The sequence below is a fragment of the Segetibacter koreensis DSM 18137 genome, assembly GCF_000374045.1.
In the GTDB taxonomy this organism is placed as follows: domain Bacteria; phylum Bacteroidota; class Bacteroidia; order Chitinophagales; family Chitinophagaceae; genus Segetibacter; species Segetibacter koreensis.
The window spans coordinates 112210-129854 of record NZ_KB893348.1; the positions used below are offsets into that span (position 1 = coordinate 112210).

At 36.9% G+C, this 17645-nt stretch carries 12 protein-coding genes; 10 read left to right on the forward strand and 2 right to left on the reverse strand.

Features of this window, described 5'->3' with window-relative positions; translation table 11 throughout:
- The first annotated feature begins 39 nt into the window (after positions 1–39).
- The 3 genes from B154_RS0119900 (at position 40) to B154_RS29200 (ending at position 2986) form a co-directional block, all read left to right on the forward strand.
- The gene (locus tag B154_RS0119900; RefSeq protein WP_018616087.1) at positions 40–1005 is read left to right on the forward strand and encodes a KpsF/GutQ family sugar-phosphate isomerase; all 966 of its coding nucleotides are present in this window, start codon (positions 40–42) and stop codon (positions 1003–1005) included.
- A gap of 34 nt (positions 1006–1039) precedes the next feature.
- A complete protein-coding gene (locus B154_RS0119905) occupies positions 1040–2122 on the forward strand; it encodes a mannose-1-phosphate guanylyltransferase (protein ID WP_026260321.1) in 1083 nt (360 codons plus the stop codon).
- A 93-nt stretch (positions 2123–2215) separates the two neighbouring features.
- The gene (locus tag B154_RS29200) at positions 2216–2986 is read left to right on the forward strand and encodes a carboxypeptidase-like regulatory domain-containing protein (RefSeq protein WP_018616089.1); all 771 of its coding nucleotides are present in this window, start codon (positions 2216–2218) and stop codon (positions 2984–2986) included.
- A 21-nt stretch (positions 2987–3007) separates the two neighbouring features.
- On the opposite strand, the gene B154_RS29205 is transcribed toward B154_RS29200, so the two are convergent.
- Positions 3008–3601 (reverse strand): hypothetical protein, encoded by a 594-nt coding sequence (locus tag B154_RS29205; RefSeq protein ID WP_018616090.1) that lies wholly within the window; start codon positions 3599–3601, stop codon positions 3008–3010.
- A 319-nt stretch (positions 3602–3920) separates the two neighbouring features.
- Here B154_RS29205 and B154_RS29210 point away from each other — a divergent pair, with 319 nt between their 5' ends.
- Positions 3921–4913, forward strand: a complete 993-nt coding sequence (locus B154_RS29210; RefSeq protein ID WP_157580888.1) for an MBL fold metallo-hydrolase — start codon at positions 3921–3923, stop codon at positions 4911–4913.
- 77 nt (positions 4914–4990) lie between these two features.
- On the opposite strand, the gene nadA is transcribed toward B154_RS29210, so the two are convergent.
- A complete protein-coding gene (gene nadA / locus B154_RS0119925) occupies positions 4991–5998 on the reverse strand; it encodes a quinolinate synthase NadA (RefSeq protein WP_018616092.1) in 1008 nt (335 codons plus the stop codon).
- A 572-nt stretch (positions 5999–6570) separates the two neighbouring features.
- On the opposite strand from nadA, the gene B154_RS0119930 reads away from it, so the two are divergent.
- From B154_RS0119930 to B154_RS0119955, 6 genes are all read left to right on the forward strand, one after another.
- Positions 6571–8688: a peptidylprolyl isomerase gene (locus B154_RS0119930; RefSeq protein WP_018616093.1), complete on the forward strand. Its 2118-nt coding sequence runs from the start codon at positions 6571–6573 to the stop codon at positions 8686–8688.
- Between the two features lie 244 nt (positions 8689–8932).
- Entirely contained in the window at positions 8933–9439 is a 507-nt protein-coding gene (locus B154_RS0119935; protein ID WP_018616095.1) for a DUF2480 family protein, read from the forward strand.
- A gap of 8 nt (positions 9440–9447) precedes the next feature.
- The gene (locus tag B154_RS0119940; RefSeq protein ID WP_018616097.1) at positions 9448–9765 is read left to right on the forward strand and encodes an MmcQ/YjbR family DNA-binding protein; all 318 of its coding nucleotides are present in this window, start codon (positions 9448–9450) and stop codon (positions 9763–9765) included.
- A 689-nt stretch (positions 9766–10454) separates the two neighbouring features.
- Positions 10455–13610: a SusC/RagA family TonB-linked outer membrane protein gene (locus tag B154_RS0119945; protein ID WP_018616099.1), complete on the forward strand. Its 3156-nt coding sequence runs from the start codon at positions 10455–10457 to the stop codon at positions 13608–13610.
- A 20-nt stretch (positions 13611–13630) separates the two neighbouring features.
- Complete coding sequence (locus B154_RS0119950; protein ID WP_018616101.1) at positions 13631–15427, forward strand: RagB/SusD family nutrient uptake outer membrane protein; 1797 nt, start codon at positions 13631–13633, stop codon at positions 15425–15427.
- Between the two features lie 78 nt (positions 15428–15505).
- Positions 15506–17599 carry a beta-galactosidase gene (locus B154_RS0119955; protein WP_018616102.1) on the forward strand — a complete coding sequence of 698 codons (2094 nt, stop codon included), beginning with the start codon at positions 15506–15508 and terminating at the stop codon, positions 17597–17599.
- Positions 17600–17645 lie beyond the last annotated feature (46 nt).

Sequence of the window (17645 nt, forward strand, 5' to 3'; positions counted from 1 at the left end):
TCGATTATATTAAATTAATCAATAGTATTTTTACCATCAATGAATGAAATGATATCTACTACAGCCTTGAGAACCATTCGGTTAGAAGCTGAATCTATAGCGGGATTGTCCAAATACATTGATAGCGATTTCGAAAAAACAGTTGAAACAATTTTTAATTGTAGAGGACGATTAGTAATCAGCGGCGTGGGCAAAAGTGCAATAATAGCACAAAAAATAGTTGCTACCCTTAATAGTACTGGTACTCCCAGTGTGTTTATGCACGCTGCTGATGCTATACACGGAGATATAGGAATGGTTCAAAAACCAGATGTGGTAATGCTGATAAGCAAAAGCGGTGAAAGCCCTGAAATAAAAGTACTTATTCCGTTAATTAGGAATTTCGGTAATATACTAATAGGAATGGGTGGAAACAATACCTCTTTTCTTGCTAAAAATTGCAACTATTTTTTAAATACCGCAGTCTCTCAAGAAGCGTGTCCTAATAATCTTGCTCCAACCAGTAGTACAACAGCACAAATGGTAATGGGAGATGCTATTGCAGTGTGTTTGATGACAATGGCAGGGTTTAAGGGTGAAGATTTCGCGAAATATCACCCGGGCGGCAACCTCGGAAAAAGATTATACTTAAAGGTGCAAGATTTATACGTTTCTAATGCAAAACCCGCAGTTTCACCTGAGGCAGGGTTGAAAGCGATAATTGTAGAAATAACAAAGAGCCGATTAGGAGCAACTGCAGTTACAACACCAGATGGAAAGGTGTGTGGAATTATAACTGATGGTGACCTAAGAAGAATGCTTGAATCAAGCAGCACTCTTGAAAATATAAAGGCTACAGATATATTAACTGCTAATCCAAAAAGCATTTTAGCAGATGAACTTGCAGTGAATGCGCTGGAAATTTTACGAAATTGTGATATTAGTCAACTAATAGTTATATCGAAAGATTATTTTTATCTTGGCATGCTTCATTTACATGACCTGGTAAAAGAAGGAATTGTATAATAAAAAAAAGGATTATTACACCATAAATTCCAAAATGAATAAAAATCAATTTGTAGCAATCATTGCCGGCGGTATAGGCAGTAGATTTTGGCCTAAAAGCAGGGTAAGTTATCCAAAACAATTTCTTGATATATTAAACACAGGCAAAACATTAATTCAATATACTTTTGAACGCTTTCAGCAATTTATTCCAAAAGAAAATATTTATATTATTACCTTAAAGGAATACTCAGCAATAGTAAAAGAACAGTTGCCTGAAATAAATGAAGAAAATATAGTTTCAGAACCAAGTCGTAAAAACACAGCGCCATGTATTGCATTTATTTCATTTAAAATAATGCAGACAAATCCGGATGCTACACTAATAATTGCACCCGCAGATCATCTCATATTAGATAATGCCACCTTTGAAGAAACATGTAAAAAAGCATTTGAATTTGTACATAGTAATAACGCCCTAGTAACTTTAGGTATTAAGCCCACTTACCCCAATACAGGTTATGGCTATATACAGCACGAGGCAGAGTCTGTAGAAGATAATATATTTAAAGTAAGAACCTTTACCGAAAAACCTAACCTGGAGCTAGCAAAGACTTTTCTATTAAGCGGCGACTTTTTATGGAATGCGGGTATCTTCATTTGGAAAGTATCTACAATTATCAACAAGTTTGAAACTCACCAGCCAGAAATTTTTGAACTTTTTTCTGCAGAAAAAGAAAAATTTAATACTGAAGAAGAAAAAAATGCATTGGACAGTATATACCCCTTATGCACAAGCATATCGATTGATTATGCTATAATGGAAAAAGCAGACAACGTGTATGTAATTCCAAGCAGCTTTGGATGGAGTGATTTGGGAACTTGGACTAGTGCGTATGATAACCTCGAAAAGGATTACCTGGGAAATGCAATAGCAGGAGACAAGGTTATGGTAATAGACTCTACACAGTGTATGATTTCAGCTCCCCATGAGAAGCTTTTGGTTCTGCAAGGACTAAACAATTTTATTGTTGTAGACACAGAGGATGTTTTATTAATATGCAAAAAAGAAAAAGAACAGGAAATCAAGGAATATGTAGCAGAAGTAAAAAGAAACATTGGAGATAAATATCTATAGGCAGTTTCTGTTTCCCAAATTGTAGTTAAAAGACCAATTACGAAATCGATAACAATTGTACATGTGTAATATTGAAGATTAAAATTTTTGTTATTGTTTCAAAATAAACTTCAAATATCTTTTTGTCTTTCTTTAATCCTCTTAAGTGCACAGGTAGGAATTTCTCAAAAAATAACGATAAGCGGAACAGTATATGATATAACCAAAAAAACACCCATAGAATTTGTAAGTGTTGTAAGTACTTCAGGGAAAGGAACAGTCACAGATTCTTTGGGACAATATAATCTGACCGTAAACGAAACCGATTCTATCTATTTTTCATTTTTAAATAAACCAACTCCCAAATATTTCGTAAAAAATATTCAGAATCCCGGATCATTTGATATTTCTATTTTAAGAAAAGTGAAAGAGTTACCTGAAGTATTTGTAAAACAAAGAAATTACCATTTGGATTCTTTGCAAAACAGGTTAGACTATCAGAAAATTTTCGATTACCGAAAACCAGGATTTAAAACCTCAATCAATCCTTATGAAGCTAATGCCCCGGTGGGTTTAGATCTGGATGAATTTATAAACATGTTTAAATTCAAAAAGAATAAAAGGATGCTGGCCTTTCAACGAAGATTGGAGCAGGACGAAAAGGAAAAGTACATCGATCACCGGTTCAATAAAGGCCTAGTTAAAAAACTCACAGGATTAAACGCCCCTGAAATAGATAGCTTTATGAACGAGTACCGGCCAACCTTTGAAATGACAACTCAATTTAACGATCTTGAATTTGGACAATTTATTGTAGAAGCATTTAAGTATTATAAAGCAGGAATAAAGGTTAACAAACAGGCTTTTACAAGAACACAGGAGTAGAAATACTTATTACAAGTTCGATTAAAAATTATTCTGATCATCATTTTCCTCTAATTTCTCCATTTCATCACCACCGAGGCTGTAGTAACTGTTTTCTTCGTCTTCCTGCCCTACTGTGTTCTGGTCATTACCTTCTAACTCAGCATCTGGAACATCGAGGTCTTTTCCTGTCATCGGAACCCAACCCCTTGCTCTCAGTTCTTCATCTTCGTCCATGTCCATGTCCGCATCTTTCGGTCCTAAAATTAAAAGGTCCTCGTCTGTCACATCAGCATCTGTACCAGCAACCATTCCTAAATCATCAGGTTCTTCTTCATTTGCCTGTGTAAAGTCCGGCTCTATTTCTGGAGTTCCTTCGATCCTCTTAATATGATCGGAGGGAATTTTATGCGACCGTGTAAGATTTTCTACATCAACGTCTACTCTTTCAATATCATTTCCTTGATTCAATATATCTTCTTTAGCAGGATAGTGGGGATAACCTGGAAAATCCTCATCAATCTTTTCATCATTAGACTCTTCCACTTCTTTAGGAGTATCTATAACTTCATCCGGATCATTAGTAGTGGGCTGATGACTCGTATTAGTTTCTTTTGGATCAGTTTGCATTGACATTGTGGTTGGATTTAAGGGATTGTATAAAAAACATATGCCGCAAAAGAAATCTGATTTTAACTAACCACCCTTTTGAGGCATTAAATAAAAACATCGGTCTCTGTACACATTTTTATAAACTTTTAGTAATTGCCGTTACTTAAACTAGAACGAACTTGACTCTAAGTTACATAAAAGTGAAACAAAGCTGTTTCTCACAAATTAATCTTTTTGATAACTGTTAATCAATTTGTTTTTCTAAAATAGATTGACGATGGCATGCTTTTATTGCTCCGATTACCAAGTATTTTAATTAATAATTTAACGATTTATAAGAAATATGAAAAATAATGCAGAGGTATTATCTAGTATGTTTACGGTAGCGCCCGGTGTGTGGGGAAGAAAGGACGTTTTCGTAAATTTCTACATGATCCAGGATCTGGAAAATAATGAATGGGTTTTGGTTGATACGGGCTTAAAATGGTCTGCTTCTAAGGTGAAGGAAATGGCAGACTATCTTTTTGGTGTAGGAAGTAAACCAGAAGCAATTATCTTAACACACGGTCACTTCGACCATGTAGGTTCTGTAGAAAGCCTTGCAGAGGAATGGGACGTACCTGTGTTTGCCCACCATTTGGAAATACCTTATCTAACAGGCCAATCAGACTATCCACCACCCGACCCTACAGTGGGCGGTGGTTTAATGGCTACAATGTCCTTCTTATACCCTAACAGCCCCATAAATATATGGAAGCATGTAAAAGTATTACCTGGCAACGGATCTATACCAGTTTTACGCGAATGGAAATATATTCACACTCCTGGCCACTCTCCAGGTCATATTAGCCTATTTAGAGAAAGTGACGGAGTCTTAATAGCCGGAGATGCTTTTGTAACTACGAAACAAGAATCAGTGATTTCTGTAATGCTGCAAACAAAAAAACTTTCCGGTCCACCTAAATACTTTACATGTGACTGGGATGATGCAAGAAACTCAGTTGAAGAGCTTATTAAACTGAGCCCTAAAATTGCAGCTACCGGCCACGGACAGCCAATGCGCGGACTCGAATTGCAGGAATCGTTGAAAGAACTTAGCAATCACTTTGATACTGAAGCTATACCAGAACAAGGCAGATACGTACCAAATCCAGCAATTACTAACGCAAATGGGGTCATTTATGTTCCGCCAAAGAAACACTTGAAAAATGAACTACCCCTTAAAACTTTCGGCTTTACAGCGCTTGCTACTGCAGGACTAGTATGGGCACTATACAAAAAGAAAAAGAAAATCCGGGCCCATGAGCACTTGCTTGAGGTAGAGTACAATTATTAATCTTCCTTAAAAAAGCACTAAAAAAAGACATTATAAAATACATATAATGTCTTTTTTTATAGTTACCTAATTGAAATTTATCCAATTAAGCCGGCTGCCCTGCTTATGTCGAGCATTCGATCTATTGGCTTTTTAGCTGCAAGACGTAGTTGCTCATCCATTAGGATCTCAGGTGTTTCGTATTCCATACACAAATACAGTTTTTCAAGATTGTTTAGTTTCATATAAGGGCAGTCATTACATGCACAATTATTATTTGGCGGTGCAGGAATAAAAGTTTTATAAGGTGCATCTTTTTGCATCTGGTGCAAAATACCCGTCTCGGTAGCGACGATAAACTCATTGAATTTGTCTGTAACAGCATATTTTAACAACTGCGTGGTGCTACCAATAAAATCAGCAACACGAAGAACAGCTTCTTCACATTCAGGGTGAGCTATGACCTTTGCATCAGGGTGTCGAACTTTTAGCTTCGTAATTTTTTCCAGGCTAAAGATTTCATGTACCATACATGCTCCATTCCACAACAGCATGTTTCGCCCTGTTTTTTTATTTAAAAAACCACCTAAATTTTTATCAGGGGCAAAGATTATTTTTTGATCAGCCGGCAGACTGTTCAAAATTGCCTCGGCGTTGCTACTGGTACAAATAATATCACTTAGTGCCTTTATTTCAGCAGTGCAATTAATATAACTAATCACCAGATGATCAGGATGCTTTTCTTTAAAAGCTTTGAACATATCTGCAGGTGCGCTATCTGCTAAAGAACATCCTGCTTTTAAGTCGGGCAAAACCACTTTCTTAGTGGGATTAAGAATTTTAGCGGTTTCGGCCATAAAGTGTACTCCTGCAAATACTATCATATCTGCGTTAGTAGATTGAGCCTTTTGCGCCAAACCTAAACTATCACCTAAAAAATCTGCCACATCCTGTATATCTGCCTCCTGGTAATAATGGGCGAGCACAATCGCATTCTTTTCTTTTTTCAGTCTTTCAATTTCTGAAAATAAATCCATCTGTACATCTATATCTATGTCCAGGAAACCTTTTTCTTCTACTTTATTTTTTGCTTCAGCAATGTTCATAATCGTTGTATTAATACTTATAATACATTATTTATAAATAAACCTATTACTACTACGGCTGTTAATAACGGGATAACTTTTACCAAAATTATTTTAAAAAGTAAAAATTACTGCTTTATACACCTTTATTCACAACCATTTCACATTAGTTAATACAGTAAAATTAAGGATTATAATAGTTTACTAACACTAGAGGATAACTGCAGTACTGTATAAATCAAATCAAGCGCGTTAGTTATCTTAATGTTAACCGGCAAAGAATAAACTAAGTTGAATAGGATTATTACAACCGGGGTTTATAAAAAGGAGGGAAGTTTTTCTATAAATTTCCCCATTATTAAAAGGAAAACAAAGACTTTTCCACAGAAATTGTTGTTATAAACAATGGATTGTGGAAACAAAATTTTTTGAAATTTGAACTTTTCAGGTTAGTGAATCAGTTATTAACAATAAAAAGTTGTGCCAAGATTTCTGTAATGGAGCAGTAATAAGGGTTTTAGAATTTTTTCCACATTTATTCAAACAATTATTCCCCTATTTTTGCCCTCCAATTTTAAAAGATATTAAACAATATGTCGGTTATTCAAAAAATCAGGGATAAATATGCCGCTTTGGTTATCGCGGTTATTGCCCTTAGCCTGGTTGGTTTTATTTTAATGGATGCTTTTGTTGGTCGTGGTAGAGGTATGGGAAGCGCTAACGGAAGCATAGGTAAAGTTAATGGCGAGAAGATCGAAAGAAATGATTTTGAGAAGAAAATAAATCTGCAGACAGCGATGTATGGATCCCAGGCTCCGCAACGCGAACAACTAATAAGTAGCGTTTGGGATCAAACTGTTGACGAGATCGTAATGAACCAGGAATACGAAAAGGTAGGTCTACAGCTTACGGCCAAAGAGCTGAACGACGTACTTTTTGGTGCTAACCCCCCTCAATGGCTCAGTCAGCAATTTACCGACCCACAAACTGGCCAGTTTAATGTGAACCAGGCAAAGCAATATTTTGCGCAGATAAAAAAACAAAAGAATAATCCGAACCTCGAAATGTTTAACGAGGCATATATTCAACCCACAATTGACCAGGCGCTTCGTATGAAGTACATGGCTTTGTTGGGAAATAGCTCTTTCGTACCTAAGTGGTTGGCAGAAAGAACACTTGCCGATCAAAGTTCAGTGGCTCGTTTTTCTTATGTATCCGTTCCTTACGCAACTATTAGCGATAGTTCAGTTAAGGTAACGGACGACGATATAAAAAGCTATATACAAAAACATAAGGAATCTTTTAAGCAGGACGAAGCAGTTCGCTCAGTTTCTTATGTCGTATTCAACGCCTCTGCATCAAGGCAGGACAGCGCCAAAATATTAGACCAGGTTAATAGTCTGAAAAGCGAGTTTGCAGCAGCAACAGATCCGGAAACGTATTTGGCAAGGGTAAGTTCAGAAACTCCTTATTTTAATGGTTATACATTAGGTTCTAAACTACAGGTTCCTAATGCGGATACTATAAAAAAGTTAGCGATCGGACAAGTTTATGGTCCATTTATAGATGGAGGAAACTACACACTCGCAAAAATGATAGACAAGCGTACAATGCCAGACAGTGTAAAAGTGCGTCATATCCTGATAAAGACAGCAGAAAAAGGTCAGCCAACATTATCCGATAGTATAGCTAAAAAAAGAATTGACAGTATAGCAGCAGCAGCGCAGTCGGGAGCAGATTTTAATGCACTTGTACAAAAATATAGCGACGACCAGGGAAGTAAAAACACAAAAGGCGAATATGATTTTACCTCTTCTCAATTTCCTAACCTTAGTAAAGAATTTGCCGAAGTCGCTTTTTATGGAAAACCAGGTGATAAAAAAGTAGTTAAGGTAGAAAACCAGGCTTATAGTGGTTATCATTATATAGAGGTAGTGGACCAAAAGAAAATTGAACCTGCTTATAAAATTGCCTATCTCTCAAGGCCGATCGAAGCTAGCCAGGAGACAATTAATACAGCGAATAATGCAGCTTCCCAGTTTGCTGCAAGCAGCCGTAATAACAAACAGTTTACGGAAAATGCTTCCAAACAACATTTGCCGGTACTATCTGTTCCTGATATTAAGAAAAATGATTTTCAGATTGCTGGTTTAGGAGATAGCCGCCAGTTTATCAGGTGGATATATGAGAATAAGACCGGAGATGTTAGTGAGCCTTATGAGTTAGGCGATAAATATGTAGTTGCTGTGGTAACAGGAGAATCTGACAAGGGATTAATGAATGTAGCCAAGGCCAGACCTTTAGCTGAGCCATTAATTATAAATGAAAAGAAAGCGCAGCAAATTATTTCAACTAAATTTAAGGGTACAACATTAGAGCAGGTAGCTCAGTCGGCAGGTGTAGGCGTTCTTCATGCTGATAGTGTTGGTTTTGCACAACCCTTCATTCCAAATATTGGCAATGAACCTAAAATAGCGGGCGCAGCATTTAACAAAGGCCTACAAGGCAAAATGAGTGAACCGATCGCAGGAAATACAGGCGTATTTGTTATTAAAGGTGAAAACATTTCTGCTGTCCCAAACACAGACATGAACGCTGAGCAACTGCGTAAACAACTCGAAATGCAACAAAAGCAAATGGGGGGTTACCGCAGCATAGAAGCACTCAAAAAAGCAGCAAACATAAAAGATAACCGTTTCGATTTTTATTAATATTATTCTTCTAAATTTTGTAACCCGGCCAGTTTAGGCCGGGTTTTTTATTTATCTTATTTTCAAACTTTTAAATCCGCCCACCAAAAAAGTTCTTTTCTAAAATTTTTATTCTAAAAAGTTTACAATATTGTATGGACTGTACGCAACCGGAATACAGAGTTAATAAGTACTCGATTTTGCAACCAATGACACTGGTGCCACTTTTTATCCTAATCTTATTTCGTAACTTTGAGATATCATTATGGAAAATATAATTATAAATAAAGTTGCAGAAAGTGCACTTACTACAATAGATCTGGAAGAATTTTATCCCAAAGGTGAAACTGCAGTTTTTGATTTAAAAGAACATTTATTTATGGGATTAATATTGAAAGAAAAAGATTTCCGGGCTGCGCTTCAATCCTATGATTGGGAAAGATTTAGAGATAAATTAGTATCAATTACCTGTTCTGCTGATGCAATTATTCCTATTTGGTCTTATATGCTGGTTGCAAGCAACTTACAACCTATAGCTAAAGAGGTAGTTTTTGGAGAAGAAAAGAACATATTACAAACATTATTGCTTAGAAACATTTCAAAAATAAAAGGTGAGGAATATACTGATAAACGGGTGGTTGTAAAAGGTTGTGGCGATGAACCGGTTCCTGAAGCAGCTTATGTTGAAATTACCAATAAACTGCGTCCTTTTGCTAAAAGCATAATGTATGGTGAGCCATGTAGCACCGTTCCGATTTATAAAAGAAAATAATTTCTTCTATGAATATAGAACAGTTATGGGAATACTGTAAATCAAAACCAGGAGCACAAGAAGGTTTTCCATTTGGCCCCCAAACCTTAGTTTTTAAAGTAAAGGAAAAAATATTCCTACTTGCGCCATTGGAAAAGCAACCCTTGCAGTTTAATGTAAAATGTGACCCTGAGAAAGCAATCGAATTGAGGGAAAAGTATTTGTCTGTTCTTCCGGGTTATCATATGAATAAGAAACTATGGAACACTATTATCGTTGACGGATCCATACCTGTTAATGAATTAAAGGAATTTATAGATGATTCCTATTTACTTGTCTCCAGATGAAAATGAGCGCCCTTAATTAAATTCAAGATTATTTTTAAGAGTAAAACGGACGGCTCGAAGAGAATTTTTTCTACTTTAAAAGAAAAGCAATTCAAATTGGCCTTGTTGAAACAGAGTTAATCTCTTATAGAATATTTAAGGCGTATACTTACTACTCGGTATAAAATTATTAAAATTCTCGTCCTTCGAAAAAGCACCAACGAATCCTCGCAGTATATCATAAAAAAAATTAAAAAAAAAAGCGAAAATTATGTTTAAATGTAAAAAATACATTTTACTTTTATTTTTTTAAAACTTGGTTTTCTAACGTCATTGCTAACAATATTTTAATAAGGATGCTGATAAAAATTATATTATTTCCCTTGAGAGCGTAATAATACTTTCCGCCATATCTCCCCTATATTATTCACTGAAAACAAAATGATATTAAGATTGTCGAACATCTTCTTATTGTAAAGGTGTATCAACAGTAATATAAGCTATTAGCTTGGCTAATAATAGTACAGGGGATAGGTATGCAAGTATGTGTGATTTTGTTTTATAACCATGATAAGTTTATTAAAAACAACTATGATAAAATTTTCTTCTAAAGGGCGAATAAGGCCGCCGTGTGCATTGCTTAATGTTCAAGTAAATTAATAACGTTTTACAGTTGGTATACTTTAATCACTAAATAAAAATTTAGTTCAATGAACAATTGCTTTTCAGATGATTTATTAAATAATCGTACTTTTTTTAATTTTAAAAAGGGAAAATTTGTCTTGCTGGTAATCTTAGGGTTTATTTCTTCGACACTTTTTGCCCAGCAAAAAACGATCAGTGGAAGAGTTCTTTCTGGAGACACTGCCGTAGCAGGAGTAACGGTGCAGGTTAAGGGCACGAAAACTGCTACCCAAACTAACTCTAGCGGAAACTTCACTATTAATGCACCTGCAAATGCAACCCTGGTAATCAGCTCTATTGGTTATACCATGCAGGAAGTGAAGACAAATAATCGCTCAAGTATTAATGTACAGCTACAATCTAGTGCACAAGAAATGCAACAGGTGGTCGTAGTTGGTTACGGTACTCAAAAGAAAGCGACTTTAACAGGTTCTGTAAGTACTGTTAAAGGAACTGAAGTTTCAAAGTCGCCTACTATGAACGTAAGTAACAGTTTAGGGGGACGTTTGCCAGGCCTTGTTACTGTAACGCCAAGTGGCGAGCCGGGTGCTGATGGCTCTATTTTAAGAATACGCGGTGTGAATACGCTTGGAAATAATAACCCGTTAATTGTGGTAGACGGTATACCTGGTCGTTCTTTAGATAGAATTGACCCAAGTACTATTGAAAGTATCTCCGTTTTAAAAGATGCATCTGCAGCTATTTACGGAGCACAGGCTGCTAACGGAGTTATATTAATTACAACAAAAAGAGGTAAAACTGGGAAGCCAACCGTTACTGCAAGTTTTAACCAGGGGTACGGAAGACCAACAAGGATTCCAAAAATGGCTGATGCTGCCACTTATGCTACTATGTTGAATGAAATAAATGAGTATGCAGGCAGAGCACCTAAATTTACTGCAGAAGATATTAAAAAGTATCAGGACGGATCTGATCCATGGGGTCATCCTAATACCGATTGGTTTAAAGAAGTATTAAGGCCATGGTCTGGCCAGAACTATGCCAATATCTCCATTAATGGAGGAAATGAAGCAGTAAAATATTTTGTTTCTCTTTCTAAAAAAGGACAGGAAGGTTATTATAAAAACAGCGGGACGAAATACAATCAGTACGATTTCAGAAGCAACCTCGATGCCAATGTAAGTAAAAATATAAGTCTTTCTTTTGACGTAGCCGGCCGCATGGAGGATCGCAACTTTCCAACACGCTCAGCGGGTAGTATTTTCAGGATGGTTATGAGAGGAAAACCTAATGAAACAGCTTATTGGCCTAATGGCACACCCGGACCTGATATTGAATACGGTGACAACCCAGTGGTAGTAAGTACAAAGGCAACAGGTTACGACCATGATAAGTTGTATGTACTAAATTCAAACGCAAAATTAAATGTTAAGATACCGTGGATAGAGGGATTGTCTTTTACCGGTAATGCAGCAATAGATAAAGGCTTCGATTTTCATAAGTTGTGGCAAACACCGTGGTTTTTATATTCCTGGAATGGTGTAGATCGTGATGCCAGTGGTCAGCCTGTGCTTCAAAAATCTCAAAAAGGTTTCTCAAGCCCTGCTCTTACCGAAAACTCTCAGGACAATCAAAACATACTTTTAAATGGCTTGCTTAATTATGAAACGAAAGTTTTTAATGATCATAACATTAAGTTCTTGATAGGTGCAGAAAGAATAACTGGCAAAGGAGATAATTTTAGCGCTTACCGCAGAAATTTTATCTCATCTATATTAGACCAAATGTTTGCCGGGGCACAGGATCAATACCTTACAAATAATGGTTCTGCTTACAGGCAGGCAAGATTAAATTATTTTGGCAGGGTAAATTATAACTATAAAGAAAAATATTTAGCCGAATTTGTTTGGAGATACCAGGGCTCTTACATTTTTCCTGAAGCTAAAAGATTTGGATTTTTCCCTGGTGTTTCTTTAGGGTATAGAATTTCTGACGAGGACTTCTGGAAGGAAAGCCTGTCTTTTATCAATACATTTAAGTTAAGGGCCAGTTGGGGTAGAACCGGTAATGATCAAATTCCCGAGTGGCAATATCTTTCAACTTATGGAATTGGTGGTATAAGACCGAACTCATGGAATCCTCCACTGCCATTTGTTACGAATGGTAATGTAGAAAATCCGGCACTTTACGAGACATTGGTACCAAACCCTAATGCAACATGGGAAACAGCAGACCAGGGAAATATTGGATTTGACGCAACTTTATTAAAAAACAGGTTATCAGTTACCGCGGATTATTTCCAATACAAGCGATCTGATATTTTATTGGCACGTAACGCATCTATACCAACTACGGCTGGATTTACTCCACCGAGAGAAAACATAGCAAGAGTATCTAACAGAGGCTTTGATTTTGGTATCAACTACAACAATACTGTTGGAAAATTATCTTATCAAATTGGGTTAAATGGGGGATACCAGAAAAACAGAATTGATTTTTGGGATGAACCCGCAGGGCTTCCTGATTATCAAAAGTCAACAGGATACCCGATCGGCAGCACATTGTACTATAAAGCCATTGGCATTTACAGAGATTCCGCTTCTGTTAGTAAGACAGCACATTTGGATGGTGCAAGAGCTGGCGACGTTATTTTTGCTGATATAAATGGAGATGGTATAATTGATGATTTTGACAGGATAAGAATTCAAAAATCAGATTTGCCGACTTTCACCGGTGGTTTAACCTTAGGAGTTCAATACAGAGGCTTTGATTTCTCAGCGTTAGTTCAGGGAGCTGCAGGAGGAGTGCGATACATCTCAACAGAATCAGGAGAAATTGGTAACTTCTTACAATCTTATGCAACAGATCGTTGGACTAGCCAAAATCCTGATGCATCTGGCCCAAGAACATTTAATCGCAGTAACGAATATTGGGTTGGTCGTGGGAACACTTTCTGGCTTCACAAGACTGACTATGTAAGATTGAAGAATATTGAAATCGGTTATAATCTTCCTCCTTCAGTAGTTCGTCGGTTAGGTATTCAAAATTTACGTGTTTACATTAATGCTTATAACCTGTTAACATATAGCCCCGATCTAAAAGATTTCGATCCTGAATTAACTTCTCCAACAGGTGGAGCTACAGGAAGTAACGTAAGTACAGGCGGCCAAAGCTACCCTTTACAGAAAATCATTAACGGAGGTTTGTCAATTACTTTTTAAAAACAATTGGAAAAGCTATTATGAAAAGAGTTTATTATTTATTTATAGCGGCAGTACTAGCAGGAGCTGTTTCTTGTAAAAAAGACTTTATGAATTTACAGCCGCTTGATAAGTTTGGAGATCAGGCGGTATGGAAAGATCCTGCGCTAATTCAAACATTTGTTAACAACATATACCTTGGTATTCCTCACGGCTTCAGCAATATCATGATGTCATCTGTTGTAGATGAAACGATGTATAATGCTGACTTTGGTAGCAGTAACGTAACAAAAAGTTTAATTACACCGAGCGATTTAAGCATCTTTGACGCAGGATTTTGGACTGCTAACCGCCAAAGATTAATGAACTGGAGCATGGTGTACCAGTTCATTAGGTCTGCTAATCTATTTTTTGAAAAAGTAGATAATGCTCCTTTTGATAACCCTGACGACAAGAGTCGCATGAAGGGTGAAGTGTACTTTTTAAGAGGATACCTATATCAAAACCTTGTTTCTATGTATGGAGGTGTTCCGCTTATTAAGAAAACTTTTGGCTTGAACGACGAGTTTAAAGTCCCAAGGGATACTTACGAAAACTGCATCAAATCCATTGTTTCTGATTTAGACTCTGCTGCTGCCTTATTACCACTTTCATATGAGGGCGCCAACAAAGGACGCGCTACTAAAGGGGCTGCTTTGGCATTAAAATCAAGGGTATTGTTGTACGCAGCAAGTGATTTATATAATAATAATGGAGCATGGGCAGGTGGTTATGCTAATAAAGAATTAATTGGTTATGTTGGAGGCGACAGAGCTGCACGCTGGCAGGCTGCCAAAGACGCTGCAAAAGCTGTAATAGATTTAGGCGTCTATAGTTTATACATGCCCAATCCGGCCTCTGTAGAAGAAGCAAGCAAGAATTATGCAGATATGTTCCTGTCAAAAGACAATCCCGAGGATATCTACCTTCGCTATTTTACTGTAAAAATTGATGAGAACTGGGATGGTTATAATCCAGGTTTGTATAACAATCCGAACGGGTGGCATGGATGGGGTAGCAATACTCCTTTGCAGCAAATGGTTGATGCATACGAAATGAGCGATGGTACTAAATTCGACTGGAATAACCCCGCTCATAAAGCTGCGCCTTATCAAAACCGTGACCCACGTTTTTATGCCTCTATTAATTATGATGGTGCGAAATGGAGACCAAGGCCTTCTGACGCTATAGGCAGAGATCCTATAGGTATAGTGCAAACAGGATATTACGAGAAGCCGGATGGCACCGTTATACCGGGACTCGATACAAGAAATAGTCCTTTAGAAGACTGGAACGGTTCGTATACCGGCTACTATATGCGTAAATTTATTGATCCATCAATAAATGCGCAATATGATAAGCAGGACCAGCCATGGCGATATATCCGCTATACAGAAATTTTATTAAATTATGCTGAGGCATGTTTAGGACTTGGCCAGGAAGCTGAAGCAAAAACATATATCAATATGATCAGGAAAAGATCTGCTATGCCTGATATTACTGATAATGGCCAGGCGTTGATAGATCGTTACCGTAATGAGAGACGCATAGAACTGGCATTTGAAGATCACCGCTATTTTGACGTTCGCCGTTGGATGATCGCACCGCAAGCGTATACAGTGGGACAAGGCATAAGCATACGTTATAAAGCTAATGCATCAGGTAATCCTATTGCTCCACCTACCTATTCGGTTATAAATGCTCAGGACCGGGCCTGGAACCAGAGGTTTTATTTTTTCCCCATAAAGTTAGATGAGATAAACAGGAATGATAAGTTGATTCAAAATCCGCTTTACTAATATTTGAAACTGAAACAGGCTGCCCTTATCGGCAGCCTGTTTTTTTATTAAAACAAGTTTAAATGGAAAAGGTATAAAATGATTAGAAAAGCTTTTATTTTTTTTATTCTCGTAATATCATTTTGTCTAAACGGATACTCCCAGGTTAAGTTTGATAATGTATTGTATGGCGTAGCATATTACCATGAATACATGCCGTCAGACAGGTTAGAGACCGACATTAAAATGATGAAGGATGCTAATATAAACGTAGTACGTGTGGGAGAATCTACATGGAGTCTTTTTGAACCGCAGGAAGGGAAATTTGAATTTGAATGGATGGATCGAATTTTAGATAAAATGCATCAGGCTGGTATTAAAGTGATCCTTGGAACACCTACGTATTCCATTCCTGCATGGCTGGCACATAAACATCCCGAAGTCTTACTTAAATATCCGGGAGGTGGGCAGGCGTATTATGGTATTCGTCAAAACATGGATATAACCAATCCTACTTTTTTATTTTATAGTGAACGTATTATTCGTAAAATGATGCAACACTATGCGAAACATCCTGCCATTATTGGTTACCAGGTTGATAATGAAACAACATCTCGGAATGTAAACAATTATGATGCTTTTGTTGGATTTGTAAATTATGTAAAAAATAAGTTCAAATCTTTAGATACTTTGAATAAAGTATGGGGCCTGAACTATTGGGGAATGAATATAAATTCATGGGAAGAGTTTCCTACCCGCGATGGTGCAACGAATCCCTCCTATTTGTTGGAATGGGAGCGTTATAAAAGACAAATTGTGGCGAATTTTTTAACCTGGCAGTCCCAGATAGTTCGTGAATATAAAAGACCTGAACAATTTGTAACACAATGTTTCATGCCTGCAATTCAAGATATCGATCATCCTGCAACAGCAAAATATATGGATGTAATGGCAGTAAATGTATATCATCCGCAGGAAAATGATTTAACCGGTGTTGAAATTGCTTTTGCTGGAGATTATTTCAGAGGTATCAAAAAGAGTAATTACCTCATCACAGAAACGAATGCACAAACTACTAGCTGGTCTTCCCAATTTCAAAAACCTCCTTATGATGGTCAACTACGTATGAATGTCTTTGCTCACTTAGCTTCCGGCGCTAATATGGTGGAGTACTGGCACTGGCACTCGATTCACAATGGCCAGGAGACCTATTGGAAAGGCGTGTTAAGCCATGACTTACAACCTAATAGAACTTATAAAGAGGTAAGCCAAACGGCTAAAGAATTGAAAGAAATCGGAACTCATCTGGTTAACTTAAAGAAAACAAATAAAGTTGCGATCCTTTTCAGCCAGGATTCTTATTATGGCATTGAGTTTATGAAATATTCTAATCAAACCGGCTCGCATCCGTGGTTTTCTTTTAATGGCTATATGGACCAATGGTTGAAACCTATGCACGAAGCGCTTTACAAACAGAATATAGAATCTGATATAATTCTTGACAAAGACGATTTCAGCAAATACAGTATGTTGGTTATTCCTCCTCTTTACATAGCAAGCGATTCTCTTTTGGAGAGAATAAGTGATTATGTGAAAAATGGAGGACACGTGGTAATGGCAATGAAAAGTGGATTCGCCAACGAGAACTCAGCGGTGCGTGCACAATTAGCACCCGGCCCATTGCGTAAGGCCTGTGGCTTCTATTACCAGGAATTTGCAAATATTGATGAAACAGGGTTAAAAGATGATCCATTTAAAGTAGGAACAGATAAAAACAAAGTAAAGGATTGGGCAGAATTTATTATACCCGAAACAGCTAAACCTCTTGCATATTATAACGACAAGCACTGGGGTAAATATCCTGCAATAACTAATAACAATTATGGCAAAGGTTCACTTACATATATAGGTACTGTCTTAAGCAAAGAACTGATGAGTGCAGTAATGCAAAATGCCGTTATGCAAGCAGGTATTAGCTCTCCTGCTCAGAAGCTAACATATCCAATAATTGTTCGTTCAGGTGTAAATGGTCAAGGCAAAACAGTGCATTATATTTTAAATTATTCTGACGATATGAAAACTGCAGAATATCCCTTTAAGGATGGGACAGAATTATTAGGCAAAAAGCAGGTAAAAATAAATGAGCAGTTACAAATAGAACCATGGGGAGTAAAAATCGTAGAGGAAAAATAAACTAAAGAATAAAACCAATTTTGTAAACATTAGAAGAAATCTTTTA

Bases quoted from the DNA above. Each gene is read 5' to 3' on its own strand.
- B154_RS0119900 (WP_018616087.1), top strand. From the start codon at position 40: ATGAATGAAATGATATCTACTACAGCCTTGAGAACCATTCGGTTAGAA.
- B154_RS0119905 (WP_026260321.1), top strand. From the start codon at position 1,040: ATGAATAAAAATCAATTTGTAGCAATCATTGCCGGCGGTATAGGCAGT.
- B154_RS29205 (WP_018616090.1), bottom strand. From the start codon at position 3,601: ATGTCAATGCAAACTGATCCAAAAGAAACTAATACGAGTCATCAGCCC.
- B154_RS29210 (WP_157580888.1), top strand. From the start codon at position 3,921: ATGAAAAATAATGCAGAGGTATTATCTAGTATGTTTACGGTAGCGCCC.
- nadA (WP_018616092.1), bottom strand. From the start codon at position 5,998: ATGAACATTGCTGAAGCAAAAAATAAAGTAGAAGAAAAAGGTTTCCTG.
- B154_RS0119930 (WP_018616093.1), top strand. From the start codon at position 6,571: ATGTCGGTTATTCAAAAAATCAGGGATAAATATGCCGCTTTGGTTATC.
- B154_RS0119935 (WP_018616095.1), top strand. From the start codon at position 8,933: ATGGAAAATATAATTATAAATAAAGTTGCAGAAAGTGCACTTACTACA.
- B154_RS0119940 (WP_018616097.1), top strand. From the start codon at position 9,448: ATGAATATAGAACAGTTATGGGAATACTGTAAATCAAAACCAGGAGCA.
- B154_RS0119945 (WP_018616099.1), top strand. From the start codon at position 10,455: ATGAACAATTGCTTTTCAGATGATTTATTAAATAATCGTACTTTTTTT.
- B154_RS0119950 (WP_018616101.1), top strand. From the start codon at position 13,631: ATGAAAAGAGTTTATTATTTATTTATAGCGGCAGTACTAGCAGGAGCT.
- B154_RS0119955 (WP_018616102.1), top strand. From the start codon at position 15,506: ATGATTAGAAAAGCTTTTATTTTTTTTATTCTCGTAATATCATTTTGT.